The 25,377-nt window shown below is 71.0% G+C and carries 27 protein-coding genes; 10 read left to right on the top strand and 17 right to left on the bottom strand.

Annotation, left to right across the window (positions count from 1 at the left end):
• Positions 1-74 precede the first annotated feature (74 nt).
• The 5 genes from AC07CM_RS46005 (at position 75) to cseC (ending at position 4,513) form a co-directional block, all read left to right on the top strand.
• Positions 75-950 (top strand): HhH-GPD family protein, encoded by an 876-nt coding sequence (locus AC07CM_RS46005; RefSeq protein WP_478882540.1) that lies wholly within the window; start codon positions 75-77, stop codon positions 948-950.
• Positions 951-1,222: 272 nt separating this feature from the next.
• Positions 1,223-1,762 carry a SigE family RNA polymerase sigma factor gene (locus AC07CM_RS46000; protein WP_067006350.1) on the top strand — a complete coding sequence of 180 codons (540 nt, stop codon included), beginning with the start codon at positions 1,223-1,225 and terminating at the stop codon, positions 1,760-1,762.
• Positions 1,750-2,403 carry a hypothetical protein gene (locus tag AC07CM_RS45995; protein WP_478882539.1) on the top strand — a complete coding sequence of 218 codons (654 nt, stop codon included), beginning with the start codon at positions 1,750-1,752 and terminating at the stop codon, positions 2,401-2,403. Before AC07CM_RS46000 ends, AC07CM_RS45995 begins: the two co-directional genes overlap by 13 nt.
• A gap of 33 nt (positions 2,404-2,436) precedes the next feature.
• Positions 2,437-3,141 (top strand): two-component system response regulator CseB, encoded by a 705-nt coding sequence (gene cseB / locus AC07CM_RS45990; RefSeq protein WP_478882538.1) that lies wholly within the window; start codon positions 2,437-2,439, stop codon positions 3,139-3,141.
• A gap of 13 nt (positions 3,142-3,154) precedes the next feature.
• Positions 3,155-4,513, top strand: coding sequence for a two-component system sensor histidine kinase CseC (cseC, locus tag AC07CM_RS45985; RefSeq protein ID WP_478882537.1), 1,359 nt, complete (start codon positions 3,155-3,157; stop codon positions 4,511-4,513).
• A 93-nt stretch (positions 4,514-4,606) separates the two neighbouring features.
• Here the strand turns inward: cseC and AC07CM_RS45980 are convergent, their stop codons facing one another.
• From AC07CM_RS45980 to AC07CM_RS45965, 4 genes are all read right to left on the bottom strand, one after another.
• Complete coding sequence (locus AC07CM_RS45980; protein WP_478882536.1) at positions 4,607-5,455, bottom strand: class I SAM-dependent methyltransferase; 849 nt, start codon at positions 5,453-5,455, stop codon at positions 4,607-4,609.
• Between the two features lie 23 nt (positions 5,456-5,478).
• Entirely contained in the window at positions 5,479-5,913 is a 435-nt protein-coding gene (locus tag AC07CM_RS45975; protein ID WP_478882535.1) for a VOC family protein, read from the bottom strand.
• Positions 5,910-6,386, bottom strand: coding sequence for a helix-turn-helix transcriptional regulator (locus AC07CM_RS45970; RefSeq protein ID WP_478882534.1), 477 nt, complete (start codon positions 6,384-6,386; stop codon positions 5,910-5,912). The genes AC07CM_RS45975 and AC07CM_RS45970 overlap by 4 nt, the downstream gene beginning before the upstream one ends.
• Before the next feature lie 96 nt (positions 6,387-6,482).
• Entirely contained in the window at positions 6,483-8,075 is a 1,593-nt protein-coding gene (locus AC07CM_RS45965) for an MDR family MFS transporter (RefSeq protein WP_478882533.1), read from the bottom strand.
• Between the two features lie 125 nt (positions 8,076-8,200).
• Here AC07CM_RS45965 and AC07CM_RS45960 point away from each other — a divergent pair, with 125 nt between their 5' ends.
• Positions 8,201-8,800, top strand: coding sequence for a TetR/AcrR family transcriptional regulator (locus AC07CM_RS45960; RefSeq protein WP_478882532.1), 600 nt, complete (start codon positions 8,201-8,203; stop codon positions 8,798-8,800).
• Position 8,801: 1 nt separating this feature from the next.
• On the opposite strand, the gene AC07CM_RS45955 is transcribed toward AC07CM_RS45960, so the two are convergent.
• Positions 8,802-9,353, bottom strand: coding sequence for a M23 family metallopeptidase (locus tag AC07CM_RS45955; protein WP_478882531.1), 552 nt, complete (start codon positions 9,351-9,353; stop codon positions 8,802-8,804).
• A gap of 577 nt (positions 9,354-9,930) precedes the next feature.
• On the opposite strand from AC07CM_RS45955, the gene AC07CM_RS45950 reads away from it, so the two are divergent.
• Positions 9,931-10,560 carry an HAD family acid phosphatase gene (locus AC07CM_RS45950; RefSeq protein WP_478882530.1) on the top strand — a complete coding sequence of 210 codons (630 nt, stop codon included), beginning with the start codon at positions 9,931-9,933 and terminating at the stop codon, positions 10,558-10,560.
• A 70-nt stretch (positions 10,561-10,630) separates the two neighbouring features.
• Here the strand turns inward: AC07CM_RS45950 and AC07CM_RS45945 are convergent, their stop codons facing one another.
• On the bottom strand, positions 10,631-13,156 hold the full coding sequence (locus AC07CM_RS45945) for an ATP-dependent Clp protease ATP-binding subunit (RefSeq protein ID WP_478882529.1): 2,526 nt from the start codon (positions 13,154-13,156) through the stop codon (positions 10,631-10,633).
• A gap of 430 nt (positions 13,157-13,586) precedes the next feature.
• Here AC07CM_RS45945 and AC07CM_RS45940 point away from each other — a divergent pair, with 430 nt between their 5' ends.
• Positions 13,587-14,264 (top strand): SCO3374 family protein, encoded by a 678-nt coding sequence (locus AC07CM_RS45940; protein ID WP_478882528.1) that lies wholly within the window; start codon positions 13,587-13,589, stop codon positions 14,262-14,264.
• Here AC07CM_RS45940 and AC07CM_RS45935 read toward each other — a convergent pair.
• From AC07CM_RS45935 to AC07CM_RS45890, 10 genes are all read right to left on the bottom strand, one after another.
• Complete coding sequence (locus AC07CM_RS45935) at positions 14,243-14,578, bottom strand: histone-like nucleoid-structuring protein Lsr2 (RefSeq protein WP_478882527.1); 336 nt, start codon at positions 14,576-14,578, stop codon at positions 14,243-14,245. The genes AC07CM_RS45940 and AC07CM_RS45935 overlap by 22 nt on opposite strands.
• Positions 14,579-14,781: 203 nt before the next feature.
• Positions 14,782-15,315, bottom strand: a complete 534-nt coding sequence (locus AC07CM_RS45930; RefSeq protein ID WP_478882526.1) for an amino-acid N-acetyltransferase — start codon at positions 15,313-15,315, stop codon at positions 14,782-14,784.
• Between the two features lie 9 nt (positions 15,316-15,324).
• Entirely contained in the window at positions 15,325-15,729 is a 405-nt protein-coding gene (locus tag AC07CM_RS45925; protein ID WP_478882525.1) for a BlaI/MecI/CopY family transcriptional regulator, read from the bottom strand.
• 196 nt (positions 15,730-15,925) lie between these two features.
• A complete protein-coding gene (locus tag AC07CM_RS45920; protein ID WP_478882524.1) occupies positions 15,926-16,099 on the bottom strand; it encodes a hypothetical protein in 174 nt (57 codons plus the stop codon).
• A 58-nt stretch (positions 16,100-16,157) separates the two neighbouring features.
• On the bottom strand, positions 16,158-16,838 hold the full coding sequence (locus AC07CM_RS45915; RefSeq protein ID WP_478882548.1) for a hypothetical protein: 681 nt from the start codon (positions 16,836-16,838) through the stop codon (positions 16,158-16,160).
• A gap of 167 nt (positions 16,839-17,005) precedes the next feature.
• On the bottom strand, positions 17,006-17,803 hold the full coding sequence (locus tag AC07CM_RS45910; protein ID WP_478882523.1) for a type III pantothenate kinase: 798 nt from the start codon (positions 17,801-17,803) through the stop codon (positions 17,006-17,008).
• A gap of 5 nt (positions 17,804-17,808) precedes the next feature.
• Positions 17,809-18,786: a carboxylating nicotinate-nucleotide diphosphorylase gene (nadC, locus tag AC07CM_RS45905; RefSeq protein WP_478882522.1), complete on the bottom strand. Its 978-nt coding sequence runs from the start codon at positions 18,784-18,786 to the stop codon at positions 17,809-17,811.
• Between the two features lie 5 nt (positions 18,787-18,791).
• A complete protein-coding gene (locus AC07CM_RS45900) occupies positions 18,792-20,513 on the bottom strand; it encodes an L-aspartate oxidase (protein ID WP_478882521.1) in 1,722 nt (573 codons plus the stop codon).
• Entirely contained in the window at positions 20,510-21,511 is a 1,002-nt protein-coding gene (gene panC, locus AC07CM_RS45895) for a pantoate--beta-alanine ligase (protein WP_478882520.1), read from the bottom strand. Before panC ends, AC07CM_RS45900 begins: the two co-directional genes overlap by 4 nt.
• Positions 21,508-22,455: a Rossmann-like and DUF2520 domain-containing protein gene (locus AC07CM_RS45890; RefSeq protein WP_478882519.1), complete on the bottom strand. Its 948-nt coding sequence runs from the start codon at positions 22,453-22,455 to the stop codon at positions 21,508-21,510. Before AC07CM_RS45890 ends, panC begins: the two co-directional genes overlap by 4 nt.
• Positions 22,456-22,627: 172 nt before the next feature.
• Here AC07CM_RS45890 and AC07CM_RS45885 point away from each other — a divergent pair, with 172 nt between their 5' ends.
• Positions 22,628-23,800 (top strand): threonine aldolase family protein, encoded by a 1,173-nt coding sequence (locus AC07CM_RS45885; RefSeq protein WP_478882518.1) that lies wholly within the window; start codon positions 22,628-22,630, stop codon positions 23,798-23,800.
• Here AC07CM_RS45885 and AC07CM_RS45880 read toward each other — a convergent pair.
• Positions 23,797-24,009: a hypothetical protein gene (locus AC07CM_RS45880; RefSeq protein ID WP_478882517.1), complete on the bottom strand. Its 213-nt coding sequence runs from the start codon at positions 24,007-24,009 to the stop codon at positions 23,797-23,799. The two genes, AC07CM_RS45885 and AC07CM_RS45880, sit on opposite strands and share 4 nt — an antisense overlap.
• Positions 24,010-24,183: 174 nt before the next feature.
• Between AC07CM_RS45880 and AC07CM_RS45875 the strand changes: the two genes are divergently transcribed.
• Positions 24,184-25,287: a DUF5937 family protein gene (locus tag AC07CM_RS45875; RefSeq protein WP_478882516.1), complete on the top strand. Its 1,104-nt coding sequence runs from the start codon at positions 24,184-24,186 to the stop codon at positions 25,285-25,287.
• Positions 25,288-25,377: the final 90 nt, after the last annotated feature.

The following is a 25,377-nucleotide window of genomic DNA, read 5'->3' as shown; positions in this document are numbered from 1 at the left end:
CGACCCGTCGCAACGCTCCGCAACCGCGCCGTCGCGAGCCATGCCCGCCCGACCCGTGGCAGGATCGGAAGGCCATGACTGAGAAGCTGCACGCCCCCGTGATCTCCTGGTTCGACGCGCACGCCCGCGACCTCCCCTGGCGCCGCCCGGAGGCGGGCCCGTGGGGCGTGATGGTCAGCGAGTTCATGCTCCAGCAGACCCCGGTGAGCCGCGTCCTGCCCGTCTACGAACAGTGGCTCACCCGCTGGCCGCGCCCCGCAGACCTCGCCAAGGTGGCCCCCGGCGAAGCCGTGCGCGCCTGGGGCCGGCTCGGTTACCCGCGCCGCGCCCTGCGTCTGCACGGCGCCGCGGTCGCCATAACGGAGCGGCACGGCGGGGACGTACCGACGGACCACACGCAGCTGCTGGCGCTGCCCGGCATCGGCGAGTACACGGCCGCGGCGGTGGCCTCCTTCGCGTACGGGCAGCGGCACCCGGTGCTGGACACGAACGTGCGCCGGGTCTTCGCGCGCGCGGTGACGGGGGTGCAGTACCCGCCGAACGCCACCACGGCGGCCGAGCGCCGGCTGGCCCGTGACCTGCTGCCGCAGGACGAGGGGACCGCCGCCCGCTGGGCCGCCGCGTCGATGGAGCTGGGCGCCCTGGTGTGCACGGCGAAGAACGAGGGCTGCCACCGCTGCCCGATCGCCACGCAGTGCGCCTGGCGGCTGGCGGGCAAGCCGGAGCACGAGGGGCCGCCGCGCCGCGGGCAGACGTACGCGGGCACGGACCGCCAGGTGCGCGGCAAGCTGCTGGCCGTGCTGCGGGAGGCGCACGCGCCGGTGCCGCAGGCGGCGCTGGACCGGGTGTGGCACGAGCCGGTGCAGCGCGCCCGCGCGCTCGACGGACTCGTCACGGACGGTCTGGTGGAGCCGCTGCCCGGCAGTCTGTACCGGCTGCCGCTGACCTGACGGACGGACAAGTCACAGTGACGAGGCCTTCGTTACGGACCGGCTCGCCCCACAAAGCAACCCATAAAGGGACATAGCCGTCGCCTCCCCTACCCCGCACCCACTTCCGTTACACAACCGACGGACAGCCGATTGCTAGCCGCAGGCTGCTTCGCACAGCGCCGTGACAACCACTCCGTAGCTTCTTTTCCGTGCCCGGCAGACCACGGGGCAGCGGGAGAGCGGGACTTCGGGCACGAGCCGGAGTACACGGGGAACGGAGGCGGTTGATCATGGCGCAGGGCGAGGTGCTCGAATTCGAGGAGTACGTCCGTACCCGGCAGGACGCGCTGCTGCGCAGCGCCCGTCGGCTGGTTCCGGACCCGGTCGACGCCCAGGACCTGCTGCAGACCGCACTGGTGCGCACCTACGGCCGCTGGGAGGGCATCGCCGACAAGCGGCTCGCGGACGCCTATCTACGCCGGGTGATGATCAACACCCGTACCGAGTGGTGGCGGGCGCGCAAGCTGGAGGAGGTCCCGACCGAGCAGCTGCCGGACGCGTCCGTGGACGACTCCACCGAGCAGCACGCCGACCGGGCCCTGCTGATGGACATCATGAAGGTGCTCGCTCCGAAGCAACGCAGCGTCGTGGTGCTGCGACACTGGGAGCAGATGTCCACAGAGGAGACGGCCGCGGCCCTCGGCATGTCGGCCGGTACGGTCAAGAGCACGCTGCACCGGGCGCTCGCCCGGCTCCGCGAGGAGCTGGAGGCCCGCGATCTGGACGCACGCGCGCTGGAGCGTGAGGAGCGGGAGCGTTGCGCGGCCTGACCGGGGCCGGGCCCAGAGGGGCCCGAGGCAGTACACAGGCGGTGATCGCGGCGACGGCCGCGCTCGCCGCCCTCGCCCTTTTCGTCGCAGCCTGCGGCACCGGGGGTACGGGCGCACGGGACGAGGGCCCGGCACACGCCTCCGCGGTGGCGGGCGCCGCCGCCTCGCCGGCGCCCAGTCCGTCCGACTCCTACCGGCGCGTGGACGCCGTGGCGCTGGTGAGGCAGGACCCCCTGGTCTCACCCGCGGTCAAGCGTGAGCTGAAGCCGTGCAGCGGCGACGACTACCCGGTCGACGTCTCCTACGGCGACCTGACCGGAGGCTCCGTGGACGACGTCGTCGTCAACGTGCTGACCTGCACCGACGCCGTGGGCATCGGCTCGTACGTGTACCGGGACGACAACGGCGCGTACAAGAATGTCTTCAAGAGCGAGGAGTCCCCGGTCTACGCGGAGATCGAGGACGACGTCCTGTCGGTGACCAAGCAGTTCTACCGCAAGGGCGATCCCATCTCGAGCCCGTCCGGCGAGGACGTGATCCCCTACCGGTGGAAGGCGGGGCGGTTCGTCCAGGGGAAGGGCGTCCACAGGTTCTACAGCAATTCCGTCGGCGGGGACCCGACGCCCACGCCGGACAACTGACCGACCACATCACTGAGGACTGAGAGCACCGGGATGGCAGACCAGACCCATGTCCTGTTCGTCGAGGACGACGACGTCATCCGCGAGGCCACGCAGCTCGCCCTGGAGCGGGACGGCTTCGCGGTGACGGCCATGCCCGACGGGCTGTCGGGCCTGGCGGCGTTCCGGGCGAAGCGGCCGGACATCGCGCTGCTGGACGTCATGGTCCCGGGTCTGGACGGGGTCAGCCTGTGCCGTCGTATCCGGGACGAGTCGACCGTGCCGGTGATCATGCTCTCGGCGCGCGCGGACTCCATCGACGTCGTCCTCGGCCTGGAGGCGGGCGCGGACGACTATGTGACCAAGCCGTTCGACGGTGCCGTCCTGGTCGCCCGGATCCGCGCGGTGCTGCGCCGCTTCGGCCACGCCGGCGGGGCCGCGCACGCGGAGGATCCCTCCTCGGAGATGGACGGCGGCACACTGACCTTCGGTGACCTGGAGATCGACACCGAGGGCATGGAGGTGCGCAGGGCCGGGCAGCCGGTGGCGCTCACCCCGACCGAGATGCGGCTGCTGCTGGAGTTCTCCGGCGCGCCCGGCACCGTGCTCTCCCGCGACAAGCTGCTGGAGCGGGTGTGGGACTACGGCTGGGGCGGGGACACCCGGGTCGTCGACGTCCATGTGCAGCGGCTGCGCCAGAAGATCGGCCAGGACCGGATCGAGACGGTCCGCGGCTTCGGCTACAAGTTGAAGGCCTGAGCGGGGCGGCGGCATGCGGGGGATCTTTCGGCACCCGGTCCGGCACGTGGAGCGCGCCGGCCTGCGCACCGGCCTCAGATGGAAGCTCAGCGCGGCGATCGCACTGGTCGCCGGGCTCGTGGCGATAGCGCTCAGCCTGGTCGTGCACAACGCCGCCCGGGTCTCGATGCTGGACAACGCGCGCGACCTGGCCAACGAGCGCGTGCAGATCGCCCAGGGGAACTACGAGCGGTACAAGCGGACGAACTTCCCCGACATCAAGATCGACGATCCGCTGCTGCCGCCCGCCCTGCGCGAGAAGGTCGAGGAGGGCCGCCGGGCCAGCGACGTCTCGGACCACGCCGGTGGGCCGCCGGACATCTGGGCGGCCGTACCGGTGAAGGACGGTCATGTGCTGTCCCTGCACAGCCGGTTCCCGGACCGCTCCACGGACGTGATGAAGGACCTCGACCAGGCCCTGGTCATCGGTTCGATCGCGGTCGTGCTCGGCGGCAGCGCCCTAGGCGTGCTGATCGGCGGGCAGCTGTCGCGGCGGCTGCGCAAGGCGGCGGCCGCCGCGGGCCAGGTCGCCAAGGGGGAGACCGACGTACGGGTCCGGGAGGCCATCGGCGGGGTCGTACGGGACGAGACCGACGATCTCGCGCGCGCGGTGGACGCCATGGCGGACGCGCTGCGGCAGCGCCTGGAGGCCGAGCGGCGGGTCACCGCCGACATCGCGCACGAGCTGCGCACCCCGGTGACGGGCCTGCTCACGGCCGCCGAACTGCTGCCGCCCGGCCGTCCGACGGAACTGGTCCTGGACCGGGCGAAGGCGATGCGCACCCTCGTCGAGGACGTGCTGGAGGTGGCCCGGCTGGACGGTGCCTCCGAGCGGGCCGAGCTGCAGGACATCATGCTGGGCGAGTTCGTGGCCCGGCGGGTGGCGGCCAAGGACCCGGACATCGTCGTACGGGTGGTGCACGAGTCGGAGGTCACCACCGACCCGCGCCGCCTGGAGCGGGTGCTGTTCAACCTGCTCGCCAACGCCGCCCGGCACGGCAGACCGCCGATCGAGGTCACCGTCGAGGGCCGGGTCATCCGGGTCCGCGACCACGGCCCGGGCTTCCCCGAGGCACTGCTCGCCGAGGGCCCGAGCCGCTTCCGCACCGGCAGCATGGACCGCGCCGGCCAGGGTCACGGACTGGGCCTGACCATCGCGGCCGGCCAGGCCCGGGTGCTGGGCGCCCGCCTGACCTTCCGCAACGTACGGCCCGCCGGTACGCCCGCCCACATCCCGGCCGAGGGCGCGGTGGCCGTCCTCTGGCTCCCGGAGCACGCCCCCACCGACACGGGCAGCCATCCGATGCTGCCGCTGTCCGGGGGCACCGCCTGAGGTTCCGTCACCGGGCCACCGGAGCCGGGCTCCAGGGGACGGGACCCTCGCGTGGCGGCCTCATGGGCTCCCAGGTGCTCTCATGTGGTGCCCTCATGTGGTCGCCACGAGCAGTTCCTCCCCGCGCGACGGGCGCAGGCCGTCCGTGCGGTCGGCGAAGTAGCGCTCGGTGAGTTCCTCGGCCGTGACGTGACGGACCTCGCCGAATCCGGCCTCGCGGGCCAGGGTCTGGATCTGCGGCGGGGTGAAGAAGCTGAGGAAGGGCGTCCCCGAGGCACGGGCGCCGTTCACGGCGGCCCGCAGCTGCGCACGCTGGTCCGGCTCGACGTCCTCGAGCGGCCGCAGAAAGGTGGTGACCAGTGTGGAGCCCGGGGCGAGCGTGGCGACCAGGCGGAACGTGGCCTCCACCGCGTCCCTGGTCAGGTACATCGTGACGCCGGTGGACGCCACCACCGCCGGCCGGCCCGGATCCAGGCCGGCCGCGACCAGCTGACCCCACCAGTCCCCCTCGAAGTCGACCGGCACCAGCCGCAGCCACTCGGGGACGTCGTGTCCCAGCTCGGCCAGCCGGCGTCTCTTCCAGACCTGCGGCCCGGGCCGGTCGGCCTCGAACACCCGCAGCGCGGAGGCGATCTCCGGCCGCCGCTGGGCGAAGGTGTCCAGTCCGGCGCCCAGCAGGACGTACTGGTCGAGGCCCCGCGCCGCCCGGTCCACGACCAGGTCCTCCACGAACCGGGCGCGGGCCACGATGGACGCACGGGTGCGCCGCGTGGCCTCGACGTCCATGTCCGGGCGGGCCCGCCAGTCCTCGTCCGGGGCCGCGAGGCGCAGTCCGATCTCGTCCTCGATCACATGCGGCGGCGGATCGGCCCGGACGTGCAGGGCCCGCCACAGGGCGACCCGTACGGCCGTGTGGTCCGCCGAGACGGTCTGCTCGCGCACGCCGTTCTCCTGCCGCCGGCCGGTCAGCCGAAGTCCTTGGAGAAGTCCAGTTCCTCGCTGCGCTCGGTCAGCGAGTACCAGTTGCCGCTGTCGTCCCGGAAGATCGCCTCGATGCCGTACGGCCGTTCCTTCGGCTCCTGCAGGAACTCCACGCCCCGCGCCCTGAAGGTCTCGTAGTCCCCCCGGCAGTCGTCGGTACGGAACGCCCCGGCGCCCAGCACCCCCTTGGCGACCAGCTTCTTCAGCGCGTCGGCGGACTCGGGGTCGAGGCCGGGGCCGTCCAGGCTCATCAGGGCCAGCTCCAGACCGGGCTGGTCCTTGGCGCCTACGGTGACCCAGCGCATGTCGCCGACCGCGAGGTCGCTGCGCACCTCGAAGTCCAGCTTCTCGGTGAAGAAGGCCTTCGTCCGCTGCTGGTCGAAGGTCCATACGGTGCTGATGCCCAGGCCCTTGATCATGGTTCCGCTCTCCTGTCGCGAGACTGCTGTTCCCGCTCGTCACCGTAGGCAGGGGCGGGTCCGGCGCGCTTCTTCGAAGTTGCGGAGTTGAAGCCGCCGGCCCAGAGCATGGCGTAGCAGCCGGGTATGAGGGAGGCGCCGCGGCCGACGTGCCGGGTGCGGTACTCGCTCGGGGTGAGCCCGGTGCGGGCCTTGAAACGGGCGGAGAAGGTGCCGAGGCTGCTGAATCCGACGAGGGCGCAGATCTCGGTCACGGTGAGGTTGGCGCCGCGCAGCATCTCCTCGGCCCGCTCGATCCGGCGGTGCGTCAGATACTGCCCCGGCGTCTCGCCGTAGGCGTCCTTGAAGGCGCGCAGGAAGTGATACCGGGAGTACCCGGCGTGGGCGGCCACCGCGTCCAGGTCGAGTTCCGGGTCGGCCCAGTCACGGTCCATGGCGTCCTTGGCCAGGCGCAACCGGCGCAGCTTGTCCATGTGCCGATGGTGACACGGGGCACTGACAGTGGCCGGGCACGCGAGAAGGCCCCCGGGGCGGACACCGGCCGGGGGCCTTCGGTTTCGGGAGGTCCGTCAGACGGCTTCGACGACCGGCGCCGGAGCGGCGTCCGTGCCGTCCGCCGAGGACTTCTGCGGCCCGCCCTTCAGCGGGACCTCCTTCACGAACAGCGCGGCGACGAGCACGAGCACCGCGATCACCGCGCCCAGCAGGAACGCGGAGTGCGTGCCGGCGGACACCGCGTGCTGGTACGCCTCCCGCACGGGCGCCGGCAGCTTCGCGAGGCTCGCCGCGTCCAGCGCGGCGGACTTCTCGGTGATGTTCTTGCCCAGCGCTCCGGCCCGCTCGGCCATGACGTCCTGGACGCGGTGGTTGAACAGCGCGCCCATGATGGCCACACCGAAGGAGGAGCCGAGCGTACGGAACAAGGTGGTGGACGAGGACGCCACGCCCATGTCCTTCATCTGCACACTGTTCTGCGCCACCAGCATGGTGATCTGCATCAGGCAGCCCATGCCCGCGCCGAGCACGGCCATGAAGATGCCGGAGGTCAGCCGGGTGGTGCCGGTGTCCATCAGCGACAGCAGGTACAGGCCAGTGATCATCAGCACTCCGCCGACGATCGGGAAGACCTTGTAGCGGCCGCTGCTGGTGGTGACCCGCCCGGCGACCATCGAGGTCACGAGCATCGCGCCGAGCATCGGCAGGAGCAGCAGACCGGAGTTGGTCGCCGAGGCGCCCTGCACCGACTGCTGGTACAGCGGCAGGTAGAGCGTGGCGCCGAACATCACGAAGCCGGTGATGAAGCCGATGAGGGACATCAGGGTGAAGTTGCGGCTGCGGAAGATGTGCAACGGCACCACCGGCTCGGCGGCCCTGGTCTGCCAGAACACGAACCCGACCAGAGTGGCCACGCCGATGCCGATCAGCTCCATGATCCGCGCGGACGTCCAGGCGTACTCGGTGCCGCCCCAGGTGGTGACCAGCACGATGGACGTGATGCCGACGGTCAGCAGCACCACGCCGAGGTAGTCGATGCCCGCCTTGGCCCGCTTCTTCGGCAGGTGGAGCACGGCGGTGACCAGCGCCAGCGCCACGGCGCCCAGCGGCAGGTTGATGTAGAAGGCCCAGCGCCAGCCCCAGTTGTCGGTGATGGTGCCACCGACCAGCGGGCCGCCGATCATCGCCAGCGCCATGACGCCGGCCATCATGCCCTGGTACTTGCCGCGCTCACGCGGCGGGATGAGGTCGCCGATGATCGCCATGACGCCGACCATCAGACCGCCGGCGCCGAGCCCCTGAACGGCCCGGAACCCGATCAGCTGCCCCATGTCCTGGGCCATGCCGCTCAGCGCGGAGCCGATCAGGAAGATCACGATCGAGCTGAGGAAGGCGCCCTTGCGCCCGAACATGTCGCCGACCTTGCCCCAGACAGGGGTCGAGGCCGCGGTCGCGAGCGTGTACCCGGTCACCACCCAGGACAGGTGTTCCAGGCCGCCCAGCTCGCCCACGATCGTCGGCATCGCCGTACCCACGATCATGTTGTCGAGCATCGCGAGCATCATCGCGATCATGAGCGCGAGCAGGACCACTCGTACGCTCTTCGGCTGCTTCTCCGGCTGATCGGGCGTCGCCTGGCCCGTCATGGCCGCCTGTGTGTCCGCCATCTCTCCCACTCCCCCTGGCGACTGCTACTTACTTGCCGCCCGGCTAGTTCACTACACTGGGGAAGGTAGCCCGGTTACTAGCCGGGCGTCAAGTAAGTTTCCGCGGGAGCGCGAGGAGTACGAGGATGGGCGTCACCATGGACGGCACCAAGCAGCAGCGCCGCGGCAACACCCGCCAGCGCATCCAGGACGTGGCGCTCGAACTCTTCGCCGAGCAGGGCTACGAGAAGACCTCTCTGCGCGAGATCGCCGAACGTCTCGACGTCACGAAGGCGGCCCTGTACTACCACTTCAAGACGAAGGAAGAGATCATCGTCAGCCTCTTCGAGGACCTGACGAAGCCGATCGAGGAACTGATCGCGTGGGGCAGGACCCAGCCGCACACCCTGGCGACCAAGCACGAGATGGTACGGCGCTACAGCCAGGCCCTGGTCGGCGCCGAGCCGCTCTTCCGCTTCATGCAGGAGAACCAGGCGACCGTGCGGGAGTTGCGCATCGGCGACACCTTCAAGGACCGGATGCGCGACCTCAGGGACATCTTCATCGACCCCGACGCGCCCCTGGTCGAGCAGGTCCGCTGCGTCAGCGCGATGTTCACGCTGCACGCCGGGATGTTCGTGATGCAGGACGTCGAAGGCGACTCCGAGAAGAGGCACGAGGCCGTTCTCGAAGTCGCCATGGACCTCGTCACTCAGGCGCACGAGGGCGCCCGCAGGAACGCGTAGCTCAGACCTTGACGCCCTTGGAGTGCAGGAAGGCGACCGGGTTGACCGCGGAGCCGTAGTTCGGGGTCGTCCGGATCTCGAAGTGCAGGTGCGGGCCGGTCGAGTTGCCGGTGCTGCCCGAGAGGGCTATGTGCTGACCGGTCTTGACGACCTGGCCGACCTTGACGTCGATCCGGGACAGGTGCGCGTACTGCGAGTACGTGCCGTTGCCGTGCTTGATGACGATGGCGTTGCCGTAGGCGGGGCCGTCACCGGCGCCGTTGGGGCCGGCCTTGACGACGGTGCCGCCGTGCGCGGCGAGAACCTCGGTGCCGGTCGGCACGGCGAAGTCCTGGCCGCTGTGCTTGTGCGCCCAGTGGCTGCCGTCCTGCATGAAGCTGGCGGACAGCGTGTACTTCTTCACCGGGTCGATCCAGGAGGCGGCGGCCGGAGCTGCCGCGCTCGCGACCCCTGCTCCCAGTACGGCCGTGGCGCCCACTCCGGTGGCCAGGACGGCGACGCGGGTACGGAGCGTGGACGTACGGGAAGAGCGGGACGTGAAGCGCTGGAACATCGAGACCTCATGGGTTCGGGGACAGAACGGGCACCTGACGCACAGACGTTCGTCGGTGGGGCCATTCATTGGTAACCCGGCACCCCATCCCGCCACAAAGGCCCTAACTACGGCATCCCGTAGTAGAGGTCATCAAAATCGCCCACTTCTTGACATAGCGGCCCCGACGCGCGGCCCGATGAGCTGGCCGTTTAGGGTGTGACATCTGAGGAATAACCGATTTGTCGGATTTAGCAGGGCACTATTCGCCTTAGTAACGGACATTTCGCCTGTGCGCCATGTCACCGGCCGCCGAGGCGTCGGGCCCGGAAATGTGACCCAGGCCGCTTTCCCTCCACCCGGCATTTGTGAGCCAGGCCTCTTCGGGCCTTCCGGGCATATGTGACCCAGGCCTCGAAAAGCGACTGGAAAGGTGACCTGGGCCACCGGGATTTCTCCGAGAAATGTGACGCAGCCCTCTAGGCACCTACCCATCGGTAACCCTACGGTTCCCCTCGCGCCACCCTCACCAAAGATCATGCCCCTGACAGTTCAAGTTCAGGCCGTGCAGTGTACGGACGTGAGAGGACCCCCACCGATGACCAGACGCCCCTGGGCGCGCCGCATATCCGTCACCGCCGTCTCCGTGGCCGCGCTCGCCGCGCTGGCCGCCCCCGCCGAGGCGGCCGGTACGGCCACGAGCACGGGCAGCACCGCCTCGGCCACCGCGGCCAAGGTCGACTACGCCACCTGGCAGAAGGACTGCCAGTCCGTCATGGACCAGGCCCTGCCGTACCTGAAGGACCGGATCGCCGCCGCCAAGCCCGGCGAGAAGCAGGCGATCGTCTTCGACATCGACAACACCACGCTGGAGACCGACTTCGGCTTCAGCTACCCGCAGCCGGCAAACAAGCCCGTCCTGAACCTCGCCGAGTACGCCCAGGAGCACGGCGTCTCGCTGTTCTTCGTCACGGCCCGCCCCGGCATCATCTACTGGCCCACCGAGTACAACCTCGAGCACGACGGCTACGACGTCTCGGGCCTCTATGTCCGCGGCCTGTTCGACCTCTTCAAGGACGTCGCCGCCTACAAGACCGCCCAGCGCGTCGACATCGAGAACAAGGGCTACACGATCATCGCGAACATCGGCAACAGCGCCACCGACCTGTCGGGCGGCCACGCCGAGAAGACGTACAAACTGCCGGACTACGACGGGCAGTTGTCGTAACCGGAGGTCCCGGGCACGCGAAAGGGGCCGGTGCCCGAAGGCACCGGCCCCTTTCACTCGACCGTGACGCTTACGCGTCCTTGCTCAGGTTCGGCCCGGCACCGCCGGCCGCCTGCTCGATCGGCGGGACGTCCGGCAGAGCCGACTTCTCCTCACCCCGGAAGGTGAAGGTGGCGGCGTCGCCCTCGCCCTCGGTGTCCACGACCACGATGTGACCGGGGCGCAGCTCGCCGAAGAGGATCTTCTCCGAGAGCGTGTCCTCGACCTCGCGCTGGATCGTGCGACGCAGCGGACGCGCGCCCAGCACCGGGTCGTAACCCTTCTTGGACAGCAGCTCCTTGGCGGACTGGGAGAGCTCGATGCCCATGTCCCGGTCCTTCAGGCGCTCGTCCACCTTGCTGATCATCAGGTCGACGATCCGCAGGATGTCCTTCTGCGTCAGCTGCGGGAAGACGACCACGTCGTCGACGCGGTTGAGGAACTCGGGCCGGAAGTGCTGCTTGAGCTCGTCCTGGACCTTGTTCTTCATGCGCTCGTAGTTGGTCTTCGTGTCACCCGAGGCCGCGAAGCCCAGGTTGAAGCCCTTGGAGATGTCCCGGGTGCCGAGGTTGGTCGTCATGATGATGACCGTGTTCTTGAAGTCCACGACCCGGCCCTGGGAGTCGGTCAGGCGACCGTCCTCCAGGATCTGCAGCAGCGAGTTGAAGATGTCCGGGTGCGCCTTCTCGACCTCGTCGAAGAGGACGACGGAGAACGGCTTGCGGCGGACCTTCTCGGTCAGCTGGCCGCCCTCTTCGTAGCCCACGTAGCCGGGGGGCGAACCGAAGAGCCGCGAGACCGTGTGCTTCTCGCTGAACTCCGACATGTCGAGGGAGATCAGCGCGTCCTCGTCACCGAAGAGGAACTCGGCGAGCGCCTTGGAGAGCTCCGTCTTACCGACACCGGACGGGCCGGCGAAGATGAACGAACCACCCGGACGCTTCGGGTCCTTCAGACCGGCACGCGTACGGCGGATCGCCTTCGACAGCGCCTTGACGGCGTCGACCTGGCCGATGACCCGCTTGTGGAGCTCGTCCTCCATGCGGAGCAGGCGGCTGGACTCCTCCTCGGTCAGCTTGAAGACCGGAATGCCGGTGGCCGTGGCGAGGACCTCGGCGATCAGCTCGCCGTCGACCTCGGCGACGACGTCCATGTCGCCGGCCTTCCACTCCTTCTCCCGCTTGGCCTTGGCGGCCAGGAGCTGCTTCTCCTTGTCGCGCAGGGAGGCGGCCTTCTCGAAGTCCTGCGAGTCGATCGCGGACTCCTTGTCCCGGCGGACGGCGGCGATCTTCTCGTCGAACTCGCGCAGGTCCGGCGGAGCGGTCATCCGGCGGATGCGCATCCGGGAACCGGCCTCGTCGATCAGGTCGATCGCCTTGTCCGGCAGGAAGCGGTCCGAGATGTAGCGGTCGGCCAGGGTGGCCGCCTGGACCAGCGCCTCGTCCGTGATGGACACGCGGTGGTGCGCCTCGTACCGGTCGCGCAGACCCTTGAGGATCTCGATCGTGTGCGGCAGGGACGGCTCGGCGACCTGGATGGGCTGGAAGCGGCGCTCGAGGGCCGCGTCCTTCTCCAGGTGCTTGCGGTACTCGTCCAGCGTGGTCGCACCGATGGTCTGCAGCTCACCGCGGGCCAGCATCGGCTTCAGGATGGAGGCCGCGTCGATGGCGCCCTCGGCGGCACCCGCACCGACCAGCGTGTGCAGCTCGTCGATGAACAGGATGATGTCGCCGCGGGTGCGGATCTCCTTGAGCACCTTCTTCAGGCGCTCCTCGAAGTCACCGCGGTAGCGGGAGCCGGCGACCAGGGCACCGAGGTCCAGCGTGTAGAGGTGCTTGTCCTTGAGGGTCTCGGGCACCTCGCCCTTGACGATGGCCTGGGCGAGGCCCTCGACGACGGCGGTCTTGCCGACGCCGGGCTCACCGATCAGCACCGGGTTGTTCTTGGTACGGCGGGACAGCACCTGCATGACCCGCTCGATCTCCTTCTCGCGCCCGATGACCGGGTCGAGCTTGGACTCACGAGCGGCCTGGGTGAGGTTCCGGCCGAACTGGTCCAGGACGAGGGAGGTCGAGGGCGTGCCCTCGGCCGGGCCGCCGGCGGTGGCGGTCTCCTTGCCCTGGTAACCGGAGAGCAGCTGGATGACCTGCTGCCGCACCCGGTTGAGGTCGGCACCCAGCTTGACCAGGACCTGGGCGGCGACGCCCTCGCCCTCACGGATCAGGCCGAGCAGGATGTGCTCCGTGCCGATGTAGTTGTGGCCCAGCTGAAGGGCCTCGCGGAGCGACAGCTCCAGGACCTTCTTGGCACGGGGGGTGAAGGGGATGTGGCCGGACGGGGCCTGCTGGCCCTGGCCGATGATCTCCTCCACCTGCTGGCGGACCGCCTCAAGCGAAATGCCGAGGCTCTCCAGGGCCTTAGCGGCGACACCTTCGCCCTCGTGGATGAGACCCAGGAGGATGTGCTCGGTGCCGATGTAGTTGTGGTTGAGCATCCGGGCTTCTTCCTGAGCCAGGACGACAACCCGCCGCGCGCGGTCGGTGAACCTCTCGAACATCGTTAATCGCTCCTCAGAGCGGTCAGGCAGTGGGGGGAACTTCCCCTCCCTGTCCTTCCGCAGCTTAGTCCCGCAAGCGGGGACCGCTCATTCCAACTGCCGACACCGTCGATGGCCTCCTGACCCCGAACGCCGACATCTGCTCCAACCCGATGGTGCGAGACGATGTTCCCGCAGGCCAGGCAGTTACCCCACTCGCCACTACGCCGATGGCGAACGTGAGACGGCCCTTCCTGCGCGTCGCCCCCTCCCACTAGGCATGTCTTACCCGCAGGGACTGACACTCCATGCCGCGCGCACCGGTTCCCTCCGCTATGGGCGAACAACCTTGCGCCTCTCCGGAGCCTCACGCGCCCCCGTTTCGGGCACAGCACGCAATCATGGGAGCACCCAGCGTAACCCTGGGCCCAGTTCGGCGGTTGCACGGGGCATGGCTGGCTCGGTCCCCACGACCTCCACGGTCCCCCTTCCTCGTCGCCCGCTCCACCCGGAGGTCTCCAGGCCCGCGGAAACATCCGGCGGCCCGGAAGCCCGGGCCCGGCACTGGTACGAGAACGATCTGGGGTGGGCGACAGTGCCCGGACGGCCGCTGCGGCTGGTCACGGGGCTGCGGTTCGACGTCCTGGACGTGCCGGCCGAGGCGGGCGCGAGGGCGCTCGGGCGCCTGGCACCGGGCTCTCCGGTGGCTCTGCGGGGCGACCGGATGCGGCTGCTGGTCGCCGCGGGCAGCGCGGAGGAGCTGCCGGGGGTGCTGGAGTGGCTGGAATGGGTGCCACTGGCACTGGATCTGCGGGCCCTGGGCGCGGGCGGCCTGATGGAGGCGCCGATTCCGCCCGAGGGGGTCCCCGACGGGTCCCGGCCGCGTCGCGGGGACCAGCTACCCGCCGGCTCCCTGCAGGGGGCCGCCGTATGGCTGCGGCCCCCCGGTCCGGGGGGCGAGTTCGAGGCCTCGCTGCCGGCGATGCCGGCCATGGGGAGCCCGAGAGGCGCCCCCGATCTCGTACGACTGGTGGACACGGTGGCAACGCATTGCCACCGGGCCCGGCTGCGGCGCGCCGGCACCCGGCCGCCCGCCTGCCGGCGAAATCAGCCGTTGGCCTTCTCGTAGGCCTCGCGAATGGACGCGGGAACACGGCCGCGGTCGTTGACCTCGTAACCGTTCTCCTTCGCCCAGGCGCGGATTGCCGCCGTGTCCTGGCTGCCACCGGAAGCGGCACGCGCCTTTCCGCGTCCGCCCGCGGCACGGCCTCCGGTGCGACGACCGCCCTTCACATAGGGCTCGAGAAGGCCGCGCAGCTTGTCCGCATTGGTGGTCGTGAGATCGATCTCGTACGTCTTGCCGTCCAGCGCGAACGTCACGGTCTCGTCCGCCTCGCCGCCGTCGAGGTCGTCGACAAGAAGGACCTGAACCTTCTGTGCCACCGGATTTCCTTTCATCGATAACGTGAGGGTCAAGGGTCCGCGGCGTCCGCCGTTTCGCCGCCCCTGTTATATGCAGTACTGCAGTACGTCGGAAAGCAAACCGCTTTTGCCGGAAAAACACAAACCCCTGGGAGAGACCCAGGGGCTCGCCCCGGTCCGGAAACATGCGCGTTTCGGACATAGGGGCACCGGGGCATTGACGATCACAGATGCAGAAGCATCCGGCTGTTGCCCAAGGTGTTCGGTTTCACTCGTTCGAGACCGAGGAACTCCGCGACGCCCTCGTCATAGGAACGCAACAGCTCCGTGTACACATCGGTGTCGACCGGTGTCTCCCCGATCTCCACGAAGCCGTGCTTCCCGAAGAAGTCCACTTCGAAGGTCAGACAGAAAACGCGCCGAACACCGAGCCAGCGCGCGGTCTGCAGCAACTTCTCCAGCACCTGATGACCGACACCCGCGCCCTTGAGGCCGGGCTTCACCGCGAGAGTGCGGACTTCCGCGAGGTCTTCCCACATGACGTGCAGCGCGCCGCAGCCGACCACCTCGGCGTTGTCGTCGCGTTCGGCGACCCAGAACTCCTGGATGTCCTCGTAAAGCGTGACCGTGGCTTTGTCGAGCAGGATGCGGCCGCGGACGTAGGCGTCGAGGAGGCGGCGCACCGCCGGGACATCGCTGGTCCGGGCCCGCCGGACGGTGATGGCTTTTGCGGTGACTTCGGGGCGCTCTGCTGCCATGAGCGGACGCTATCGCCCGGTGGTCTCCCCCGCCGAGCCGGGGTTCTCCTCTTGGGGGGCTTGCGGCGCTTGCGGGGCTTCTTGGGTTTCCGGACCCTGCACGATGCGTACCGCGTCACTGAGGGCCTGACGCTGTTCCTCGCTCATCATCCCGAAGAAGGCGACGAGAGCCGCGGCCGGGTTGTCGCTCTGCGACCAGGCGTCGTTCATCAGCGCGGCGGCGTAGGCGGCCCGGGTCGAGACGGCCTCATATCGATAGGCGCGCCCTTCCGCCTCTCTGCGCACCCAGCCCTTCTGATGGAGATTGTCCAAAACGGTCATCACGGTGGTGTACGCGATGGACCGTTCCTGCTGGAGGTCTTCCAGGACTTCTCGAACGGTCACCGGGCGGTTCCACTTCCACACCCGCGTCATGACCGCGTCTTCGAGTTCTCCCAATGGGCGAGGCACAGCTCAGAACAATAGTGGGAGATCCCGCCGATGGCGTGCCGGACGTGCGCTTAGGTTACGAACGTGAACAAAAAGGGCGTACGACTCGGAAAGCACCGGGGTGCGAGGAGTCGTACGCCCTGACGGGCATCGGCGGCGGCAGGGCCGGGGCCGGCCCGGGTCAGGCGTCGCCGGAGGCCTTGCGGACGCCCTCCGTGCGCGCGAGGGCGGCGTCCACGGCCGCGTCCTCCTTGGCCTTGGCGGCCCCGCCCTGGGTCTTCACGATCACCCTGACCACACCGATGAAGAACACGGCCATGACGACCGGGGGCACGAGTGCGGAGACGTAGTCCATGGATCCAGGGTAGCCACGGGGTTCGGGGCGAAAGGGGCGGGGTGGGCGAACCGGCCGCTCAGCCGGCGGCGAGCTGACGCGACCCGGAGCTCTCGGCGTCGGTGGGCGGCGTGGGCGGCTTGCGGCGGGGGAAGACCTCGCCCGGCGTGGGAATGGGCCGCTTCGGGGCCCCCGGTTCCGTGGCCGGGCGGTCGGCGGGGCGTCCGGGCGGGGCCTGCCCGGGCTTGGGGGCGGGCTTCTGAGCGGGCTTCTGAGCGGGTTTCTCCGGCTCCTCGGCCTGGTCCGCCGGGGCCTCGTCCGCGCCGCCGGGAAGGGCCAGCAGGCGCGTCCTGGAGGGTGGTACGGCGGGGGCGGGGACCGTGCGTGCACCCTGGGCGAAGCGGGCCCTCACGTCCTGCTCGGCGAGCGCCTGACAGCGGTCCAGCAGATCGGCCGCCCGGGGGTTGCCGCGCAGTGCCCGCAGTGCTGCCAGATCGTCCGGCGTCGGGCGGTGCCCGGCACCCAGCGCCTCCTCGAGAAGGCCGAGGTACCCGGCGGCGGTACCCGGCAGTGCGGCGCGGTAACGGCCCAGGTCGGCCACGAGAAAGGCGCGCAGCCTGGCCCCCTCGCGCATCGCCTCGTCGAGGGACTCGGCGAGGAGGTAGCACTCCTTGACGTCCTCGGCGGTCGCTCGGCCGGGGTGAAGGGCGAGGGCGAGGGCGCGGCGGAGCACACGCAGCTCCTCCACGCCGAACGCCATGCCGCCGCGGGATCCGTATGGCGTGGGCATGCGGCGACGCTATCGCTAATCGGACAAAAGTGACGGATCGGAATGCTGTGTCGTCGCGTGTCGTTGCCGGGTTTCCCTCGACCGGGGCCAACCGCGCGCGGCGGCGAGGACCGGCGCCCCGTGCGGGCGCCGGTCCGTCACATCCGCGAGACGTTCCGTTCGTACACCAGGCGCAGGCCGATCAGGGTCAGCCAGGGCTGGTGCTCGTCGATCACCGATGCCTCGCCCAGCACCATCGGCGCGAGGCCGCCCGTGGCGATCACCGTGACGTCGTCGGGGTCGTCGGCCAGCTCGCGGGCCATCCGGTTCACCACTCCGTCGACCTGCCCTGCGAAGCCGTACACCACGCCCGACTGCATGGCCTCGACGGTGTTCTTGCCGATCACGTTCCTCGGCCGGGCCACCTCGATCTTCCGCAGCTGCGCGGCCCTGATGCCGAGGGCCTCCACCGAGATCTCGATGCCGGGGGCGATGACCCCGCCGACGTACTCCCCGCGCGCGGAGATCGCGTCGAAGGTGGTCGCCGTACCGAAGTCGACGACGATCGCCGGGCCGCCGTACAGCTCGTTCGCCGCGACCGCGTTGATGATGCGGTCGGCGCCGACCTCCTTCGGGTTGTCGAACTGGATCGGCACGCCCGTCTTAACGCCCGGCTCGACCAGCACCGCGGGCACGTCGCCGTAGTAGCGCCGGGTGACCTCGCGCAGCTCGTGCAGCACGGACGGCACGGTCGCGCAGATCGCGATGCCGTCGATGCCGTCGCCCAGTTCGTCGCCCAGCAGCGGGTGCATGCCCATCAGGCCCTGCAGCAGCACCGCCAGCTCGTCCGCCGTGCGGCGCGCGTCCGTGGAGATGCGCCAGTGCTCGACGATGTCCTCGCCGTCGAACAGGCCGAGCACGGTGTGCGTGTTACCGACGTCGATCGTGAGCAGCATGGCCGTTACTCCGCCTCACGCAGGTCCAGGCCGATGTCGAGGATCGGCGAGGAGTGGGTGAGGGCGCCGACCGCCAGGAAGTCCACGCCGGTGTCGGCGTACGCGCGCGCGGTGTCGAGCGTGAGCCGCCCGGAGGCCTCCAGCAGCGCCCGCCCGGCGACGATGCCGACGGCCTCCGCGCACTCCACGGGCGTGAAGTTGTCGAGGAGGATCAGGTCGGCGCCCGCGTCGACGACCTCGCGCAGCTGGTGCAGGGTGTCGACCTCGACCTCGATCGGCACCTCCGGGAAGGCCTCCCGCACGGCCTTGAAGGCCTGCGCGACGCCGCCGGCGGCCACCACGTGGTTGTCCTTCACCAGAGCGGCGTCGGAGAGCGACATGCGGTGGTTGACGCCGCCGCCGCAGCGGACGGCGAACTTCTCCAGCGAGCGCAGCCCCGGCGTCGTCTTGCGGGTGTCGCGCACGCGCGCCTTGGTGCCCTCCAGCACGTCCGACCACGCGCGCGTGGCCGTCGCGATGCCGGACAGGCGGCACAGGATGTTCAGGGCGCTGCGCTCGGCGGTCAGCAGGTCACGCGTGCGCGTGGTGACCGACAGCAGCTTCTGCCCGGCCTCGATGCGGTCGCCGTCCTCCACGTGCCGCTCGACCTCGAACTCGTCCGTGCAGACCACGGAGAGCACGGCCTCGGCGACCCGGAGGCCGGTCACCACGCCGGCCTCACGCGCGGTGAAGTCGCCGGTGGCCACCGCGTCCTCGGGGATGGTCGAGACGGTGGTCACGTCCACGCCGCCGTCCAGGTCCTCCTGGATGGCGACGTTCGCGATGTCCTCGACTTCGATGGGGTCGAGCCCGGCGGCGGCCAGCAGCTCGGCGAGCGCGGGGTCGAGTCCGCTCTCCAGGTACTCCTCGTCACCCTCGGCGCCACAGGCGCAGCCGTCGCCGCAGCCGCCGGTCGGGGCGAGGGGAAGGTCGTCGGTGCTCACGTCTGTCACTGCTCCTGGGAACGCTGGTTGGGCCGGGTGGGAGGGAAATCTGCGGTGTCCGTGGTCCGTACGGCCAGGGACCGGTCCGGATTGAGCCGTACGACGATGTGGCGCCGCCAGTCGGCGTCGTCGCGCTCGGCGCGGTCCTCGCGCCAGTGGCAGCCGCGGGTCTCCTCGCGCAGCCGGGCGGCGGCGACCAGGACGCGGGCCACGCACAGGAGGTTGGTGGCCTCCCAGGTGTCGACGCCCGGCTCGGCGGTCTTGCCGTTCTCGTCCAGGGCGTCGCGGGCCTCGGTGTGCAGCCGCTGGAGCTGGTCCGCGGCCTTCTCCAGGGAGTCCGCCGAGCGCAGCACACCCGCGCCTTCGGCCATGATCCGCTGGATGGCGAACCGGGCCTCGGGAGCGAGCAGCGGATAGGCGGGCTTCTCGGGATGCGGGACCGGGGCGGGTACGCGCGCGTGCAGGCCGTCTCCGGCATGGGCCGCCGCGATGTCGGCGGCGATGCGCTCGGCGTAGACGAGGCCTTCCAGAAGGGAGTTGGAAGCGAGCCGGTTGGCGCCGTGCACGCCGGTGCAGGCGACCTCGCCGCACGCGTACAGGCCGGGCACGGTCGTACGCCCCCGCGCGTCGGTGCGGACGCCTCCGGAGGCGTAGTGGGCGGCCGGGGCGATCGGGATGGGCCCGGTGACCGGGTCGATGCCGTTGGCGCGGCAGGCGGCCAGGATGGTCGGGAAGCGGTGCTCCCACATGTCGGCGCCGAAGTGCCGGGCGTCGAGGAACATGTGCTCGGCGTCCTGCTCCTGCATGCGCCGCATGATGCCCTTGGCGACGATGTCCCGGGGCGCCAGCTCGGCCAGCTCGTGCTGCCCGACCATGAAGCGCACGCCGTCCCCGTCGACCAGGTGGGCGCCCTCGCCGCGCACCGCCTCGGAGACGAGCGGCTGCTGGCCCTCGGCGTCCGCGCCGAGGAACAGCACGGTCGGGTGGAACTGCACGAACTCCAGGTCGCTGACCTCGGCGCCCGCGCGCAGCGCCAGCGCCACGCCGTCGCCGGTCGACACCGACGGGTTGGTGGTCGCGGAGAACACCTGGCCCATGCCGCCGGTCGCGAGGACCACCGCGGGTGCGTGCACGGCGCCCACGCCGTCGTGCTGGCCCTCGCCCATCACGTGCAGGCTGACGCCCGCGGTACGACCGTCGGCATCGGTGAGCAGGTCCAGGACCAGCGCGTTCTCGATGGTGCGCAGCCCACGCGCGCGTACGGCCTCCACGAGCGCCCGGGAGATCTCCGCGCCGGTCGCGTCCCCGCCCGCGTGCGCGATGCGCCGACGGTGGTGGCCCCCTTCGCGGGTGAGCTGGATGTCGCCCTCGTCGTCGGTGTCGAAGTGGGCGCCGGTGGAGATCAGCCGCCGTACGGCGTCGGGGCCCTCGGTGACGAGGATCCTCACGGCCTCCTCGTCGCACAGGCCCGCGCCCGCCACCAGGGTGTCCTCGAGGTGCTGCTCGGGGGTGTCGCCCTCGCCGAGGGCGGCGGCGATGCCGCCCTGCGCCCAGCGCGTGGAGCCGTCGTCCAGGCGGGCCTTGGTGACGACGACCGTCGTCAGGCCGGCGGCCTCGCAGCGCAGGGCGGCGGTCAGGCCGGCCACTCCCGAGCCGACGACGACCACGTCCGCGGAGATGGACCACCCGGGGGCGGGCGCGTGCAGTCGTATGCCTGTGCTGGTCACGAGGCGGCTCCGAGGGATCCGAAGGTGAGAGGGAGGTTGTCGATCAGCCGGGTGGTGCCGACCCGGGCGGCCACGGCGAGGACGGCCTCGCCGGTGAAGTCGTCGCCGATCTCGTTGAAGTCGGTCGGGTCCACCAGGGCGAGGTAGTCCAGCTTCAGCGGGGGCTCCAGGCGCGCGGCCTCGTCCAGGGCCTGGCGGGCGGCCGCGCGGACGGCCGCCGGGCCGCCGGGAGCCGCCGTGGCCACGGCGTGCGCGTCGGCGGCCGCACGGGACTCCCCTATGGCGCTCAGCGCCTCGGCACGCGCGTGCGTGGAGGGCACTTCACGGGCCCGGGCGCGCAGCGCCTCCTGCGCGGCGTGCCGGTCGCGACCGGCGAACAGGGCGCGGGACAGGGCCAGGGCGGTACGGCGCTCGTCGGGCGAGAGGTAGCGGTTGCGGCTGGACAGGGCGAGCCCGTCCTCCTCGCGCACGGTCGGTACCCCGAGGATCTCGACGCCGAAGTTCAGGTCCCGCACCATGCGCCGGATCAGGGCCAGTTGCTGGGCGTCCTTCTGCCCGAACAGGGCCACGTCGGGACGGGAGAGGTGCAGCAGCTTGGCGACGACCGTGAGCACGCCGTCGAAGTGCCCGGGCCGCGAGGCGCCCTCCAGGCGCTCGCCCATGGGGCCCGCGGAGATGCGCACCTGGGGTTCGCCGCCCGGGTAGACCTCGTCCACCGAGGGCGCGAACACGGCGTCGGCGCCCGCCTGCTCGGCGAGCTTCAGGTCGGCCTCGAGGGTGCGGGGGTAGCGGTCCAGGTCCTCGCCGGCACCGAACTGCAGCGGGTTGACGAAGACGGTGACGACGACCTCGCCGTCCCGGCCGGCGACCTCGCGCGCGGCGCGGATCAGCGTGGCGTGGCCCTCGTGCAGGGCGCCCATGGTCATCACGACGGCGCGGCGGCCGTCGCGCACGCGCGCGTGCAGCGCTTCGGCGGTGCTCAGCAGGGCGGTGCTCATCGGGCGTTCCCCTCGGTCCCGTTGGTGCCGTTCGTTCCGGTGGATCCGTCGGCCAGCACGCCGAGCAGGTCCTCGGCGAGCTCCGGCTTCAGCAGGCCGTGGGCGAGGGCCCGGTCCGCGGTGGCGCGGGCCATCGCCAGATAGCCCGCCACGGTCTGCGGGGCGTGCCGGCGCAGCTCGGTGACGTGGGCCGCGACCGTGCCCGCGTCCCCGCGCGCGACCGGTCCGGTGAGCGCCGCGTCGCCGGAGCGCAACGCGTTGTCCAGGGCGGCGCCGAGCAGCGGGCCGAGCATCCGGTCGGGGGCCTCGACGCCGGCGGTGCGCAGCAGTTCCATGGACTGGGCGACGAGGGTCACCAGGTGGTTGGCGCCGAGGGCGAGGGCCGCGTGGTAGAGCGGGCGGTTCTCCTCGCTGATCCACTCCGGCTCGCCGCCCATCTCGATGACCAGGGCCTCGGCGGCGAGCCGCAGCTCCTCGGGCGCGGTGACGCCGAAGGAGCAGCCGGCCAGGCGCTGTACGTCCACCGGGGTGCCGGTGAAGGTCATCGCCGGGTGCAGCGCCAGCGGCAGCGCGCCCGCGCGCAGGGCGGGGTCGAGCACCTTGGCGCCGTACCGCCCGGAGGTGTGCACGAGCAGCTGCCCCGGCCGTACGGAGCCGGTCTCGGCGAGGCCGGCGACCAGGCCGGGCAGGGCGTCGTCGGGGACGGTGAGCAGGACGAGGTCGGCGCGCCGGAGAACCTCGGCGGGCGGCACCAGCGGCACGTCCGGGAGCATCGTCCCGGCGCGCCTGCGGGAGGCGTCGGAGACTCCGGACACGGCCACCGGGCGGTGTCCGGCGAGCTGGAGGGACGCGGCCAGGGCGGGGCCCACGCGGCCGGCGCCCACGACGCCGACAGTGAGCCGCGCGGGGCGGTCCTTGAGGTCTTGCTGGTGGACTGTACTCACGCGACGGCGGCCTTCCCGTTCCAGTCCGCTCTGGGTACCGGACGATTTCTCGTCATGTTAACGCTATCGGGTGGGGAGGCGGCCGGTTGTCCACAGGCTGTGGGTTACCCCACGCCTTCACCCCGGGGAAATTCGGCTGCCGCAGCAGACCGCGCAGGGCATGATCCCGGGCATGACTGATACGGCTGAGCAGGGCGAGGAGCGGTCGGCACCGGAGCGGTTGCGGGACCGGCGCGCGGCCGCCCACCGGCAGGCGCGGCGCACGCTGTCCCGCGCGGGCTGGGGAACCACGATCCGCGAACGCCTCGCACACCTGACGGAGGCTGGGGCCGGGGTCCACGACCTGGACGAGCCGGCCGACGTCTACGGCAACCGGATCGTGGCCGCCCTGGAGGAGCGGGTCGCCGCGCTGCTCGGCACGGAGGCCGCCGCGTTCTTCCCGACGGGCACCATGGCCCAGCAGGTGGCCCTGCGCTGCTGGGCGGCCCGCACCGGCGACCCGACGGTGGCCCTGCACGCCCTGTCCCACCCCGAGGTGCACGAACGGCACGCCCTCAGCCAGGTCAGCGGACTGCGCCCGGTCAGGGTGGGCAGCGGGCCCCGGCTGCCCACGGCAGCGGAGATACGCGAGTTCGAAGAGCCCTTCGGGGCCCTGATGCTGGAACTGCCGCTCAGGGACGCCGGTTTCGTGCTGCCCACCTGGAAGGAGCTGACCGAGGCCGTCGGGGCGGCGCGCGAGCGCGACGCGGTGGTGCACTTCGACGGAGCGCGCCTGTGGGAGTGCACGGACCACTTCGGGCGCCCCCTGGAGGAGATCGCCGGCCTGGCCGACAGCGTCTACGTGTCGTTCTACAAGTCCCTCGGCGGCTTCGGCGGCGCCGCGCTCGCCGGCCCGAGGACGCTCGTCGAGGAGGCGAGGACCTGGCGGCACCGGTACGGCGGCATGATCTTCCAGCAGTTCCCGACCGCGCTGTCCGCGCTCATCGGACTGGACCGTGAGCTGCCCCGGCTGCCCGAGTACGTACGCCACGCGCGCGTGATGGCCACCGCGCTCCGCGAGGGCTTCACGGCGGCCGGGGTGCCCTGGGCCCGGGTCCACCCCGAGGTGCCGCACACCCACGAGTTCCAGGTCTGGCTGCCGTACGAGCCGGACGCGGCGGCCGAGGCGGCCGTACGCCAGGCCGAGGAGACCTCGGTGATGCTCTTCGCCGGCGGCTGGGAGAGCGCGGGCCCCGGTGTCGCGTTCACGGAGGTCTGCATCCGGGCGGCGGGCCTGGAGTGGACGGCCGACGACGTCCGCGCGGCCGTACGGGACTTCGTGGACCGCCTGCCGGAAGAGGCCTAGTCGAGGGCGCGGGGGCGGCGCAGCCATCGCTCCAGGGCGTGCCGCAGCCGCCCGTGCGCCGGACGCCCGGCGACGACCGCGCGGAAGCGCCGGTAGCCGCGCAGCTCGCGCATCAGGCCGAGGTCGTGCCGGCCCGGCGCGGGCGGTTCGGGCTCACCGCGCAGGCGGGCGCGGTAGGTGTCGAGGAGGTACTGCTGGGTGACGCTCATGGCGGATCGCCTTCTCGGGACGTGGGCTGATCACCGGCGAACCGGTGGCTGATCGGGCTCCGCGGCTGCCCCGGAGTCATCAGATTGCTCCTGCTCGAAGCGGATGTCCCGTGGATTGACGGCCGCCGTCAATCGGCGGCGGCGCTGTCAGTGACCCGGTGCACCATGGGGTGCATGAGCGTGACCATCGACATCACCGGGCTGCCCCCGGAGCGGGTTTCCGTCGTGCCCTCGCCGCTGGCGGAGCTGGGGATGGCGCTGCACGCGCTCAGCGAGCCCGGCCACCACCCGCAGCTGCAGGGCTGGGCGACCGCCGTGTCGACCCGGCTGGACCCGGGTCTGGCCGACCGGCTGTGCGAGGCCGACTTCCTGTGGCGCACGACGTTCTCCGACGTCTTCGCGCCGTTCTCAGGGATACCGGGCGGGCGCGCGCAACCGGGTGCCGACCTCCCCGAGGAACTGGACCAGCTGGACGAGCTGACGGACGAACAGTTCGTCCACGCGGCCCTGGAGTTCACCTGCCAGCTGCGCTACGACATCGCGGAGCCCGGCCCGCTCGACGATCCGCGGCTGCGCCGGCGCTCACTGGAGCTGGCCGCCGCGCGGGGTGCCGTGCAGGAGCGGTTCACCCGCCGGCTGCTGGAGGACCCGCCGGCCGTCCGCGCCTGGTTCCGGCAGCTCATGGTCGACTGCGACGAGGCCTTCTTCGCCGACACCTGGGCCCGGCTCCAGCCCCAGCTCGCGGCGGACGCCCGGCACCGGACCGACCTGCTGCGCCGCAAGGGCCTCGGCGAGGCCCTGTCCTCGCTGTCGGGTGCCGTCTCGCTGGACGAGGAGGCCGGGCTGATCACGGTCGACAAGCTCCTGGTGGGCCGCACGGCCACCGGCGACGGCGGCCTCGTCCTGGTGCCGACCAGCCTCGGCTGGCCGCATGTGATGGTCCTGCACCGGTACGGCTGGCAGCCCACGATCACCTATCCCGCCAGCGGCTCCCACCCGCAGGCACCGTCGGTCGAGCAGCTCACGCGCCGCCTGGACGCCCTGGCCCATCCGGTGCGGATGCGGCTGTGCCGGCATCTGGCGCGCGCCCCGCACACCACGAGCGAACTCGCGGACGCCCACGGCATGTCCGCGCCCGAGATATCCCGGCACCTGGCGGTGCTGAAGAAGGCGGGCCTGATCAGCAGCGGCCGCCGGGGACGGTACGTGCAGCACCAGCTGGACCTGTCCGCGGTGGCCCGGCTGGGCAGCGACTTCATCGAGGGCGTCCTGCGCTAGTGTGATGCGCCAGAAATCATGAGGCTTATTTCTCTCCGTCTTGGCTGTTGGGTGGGGTGATCCTGGTGAGGTAGTCGGCGAGGGACTTGA

It is taken from the genome of Streptomyces sp. NPDC044061 (genome assembly GCF_056434305.1).
The sequence above is the reverse complement of the archived record's forward strand: the minus strand, read 5'-3'. Positions and strand labels throughout refer to the sequence as shown.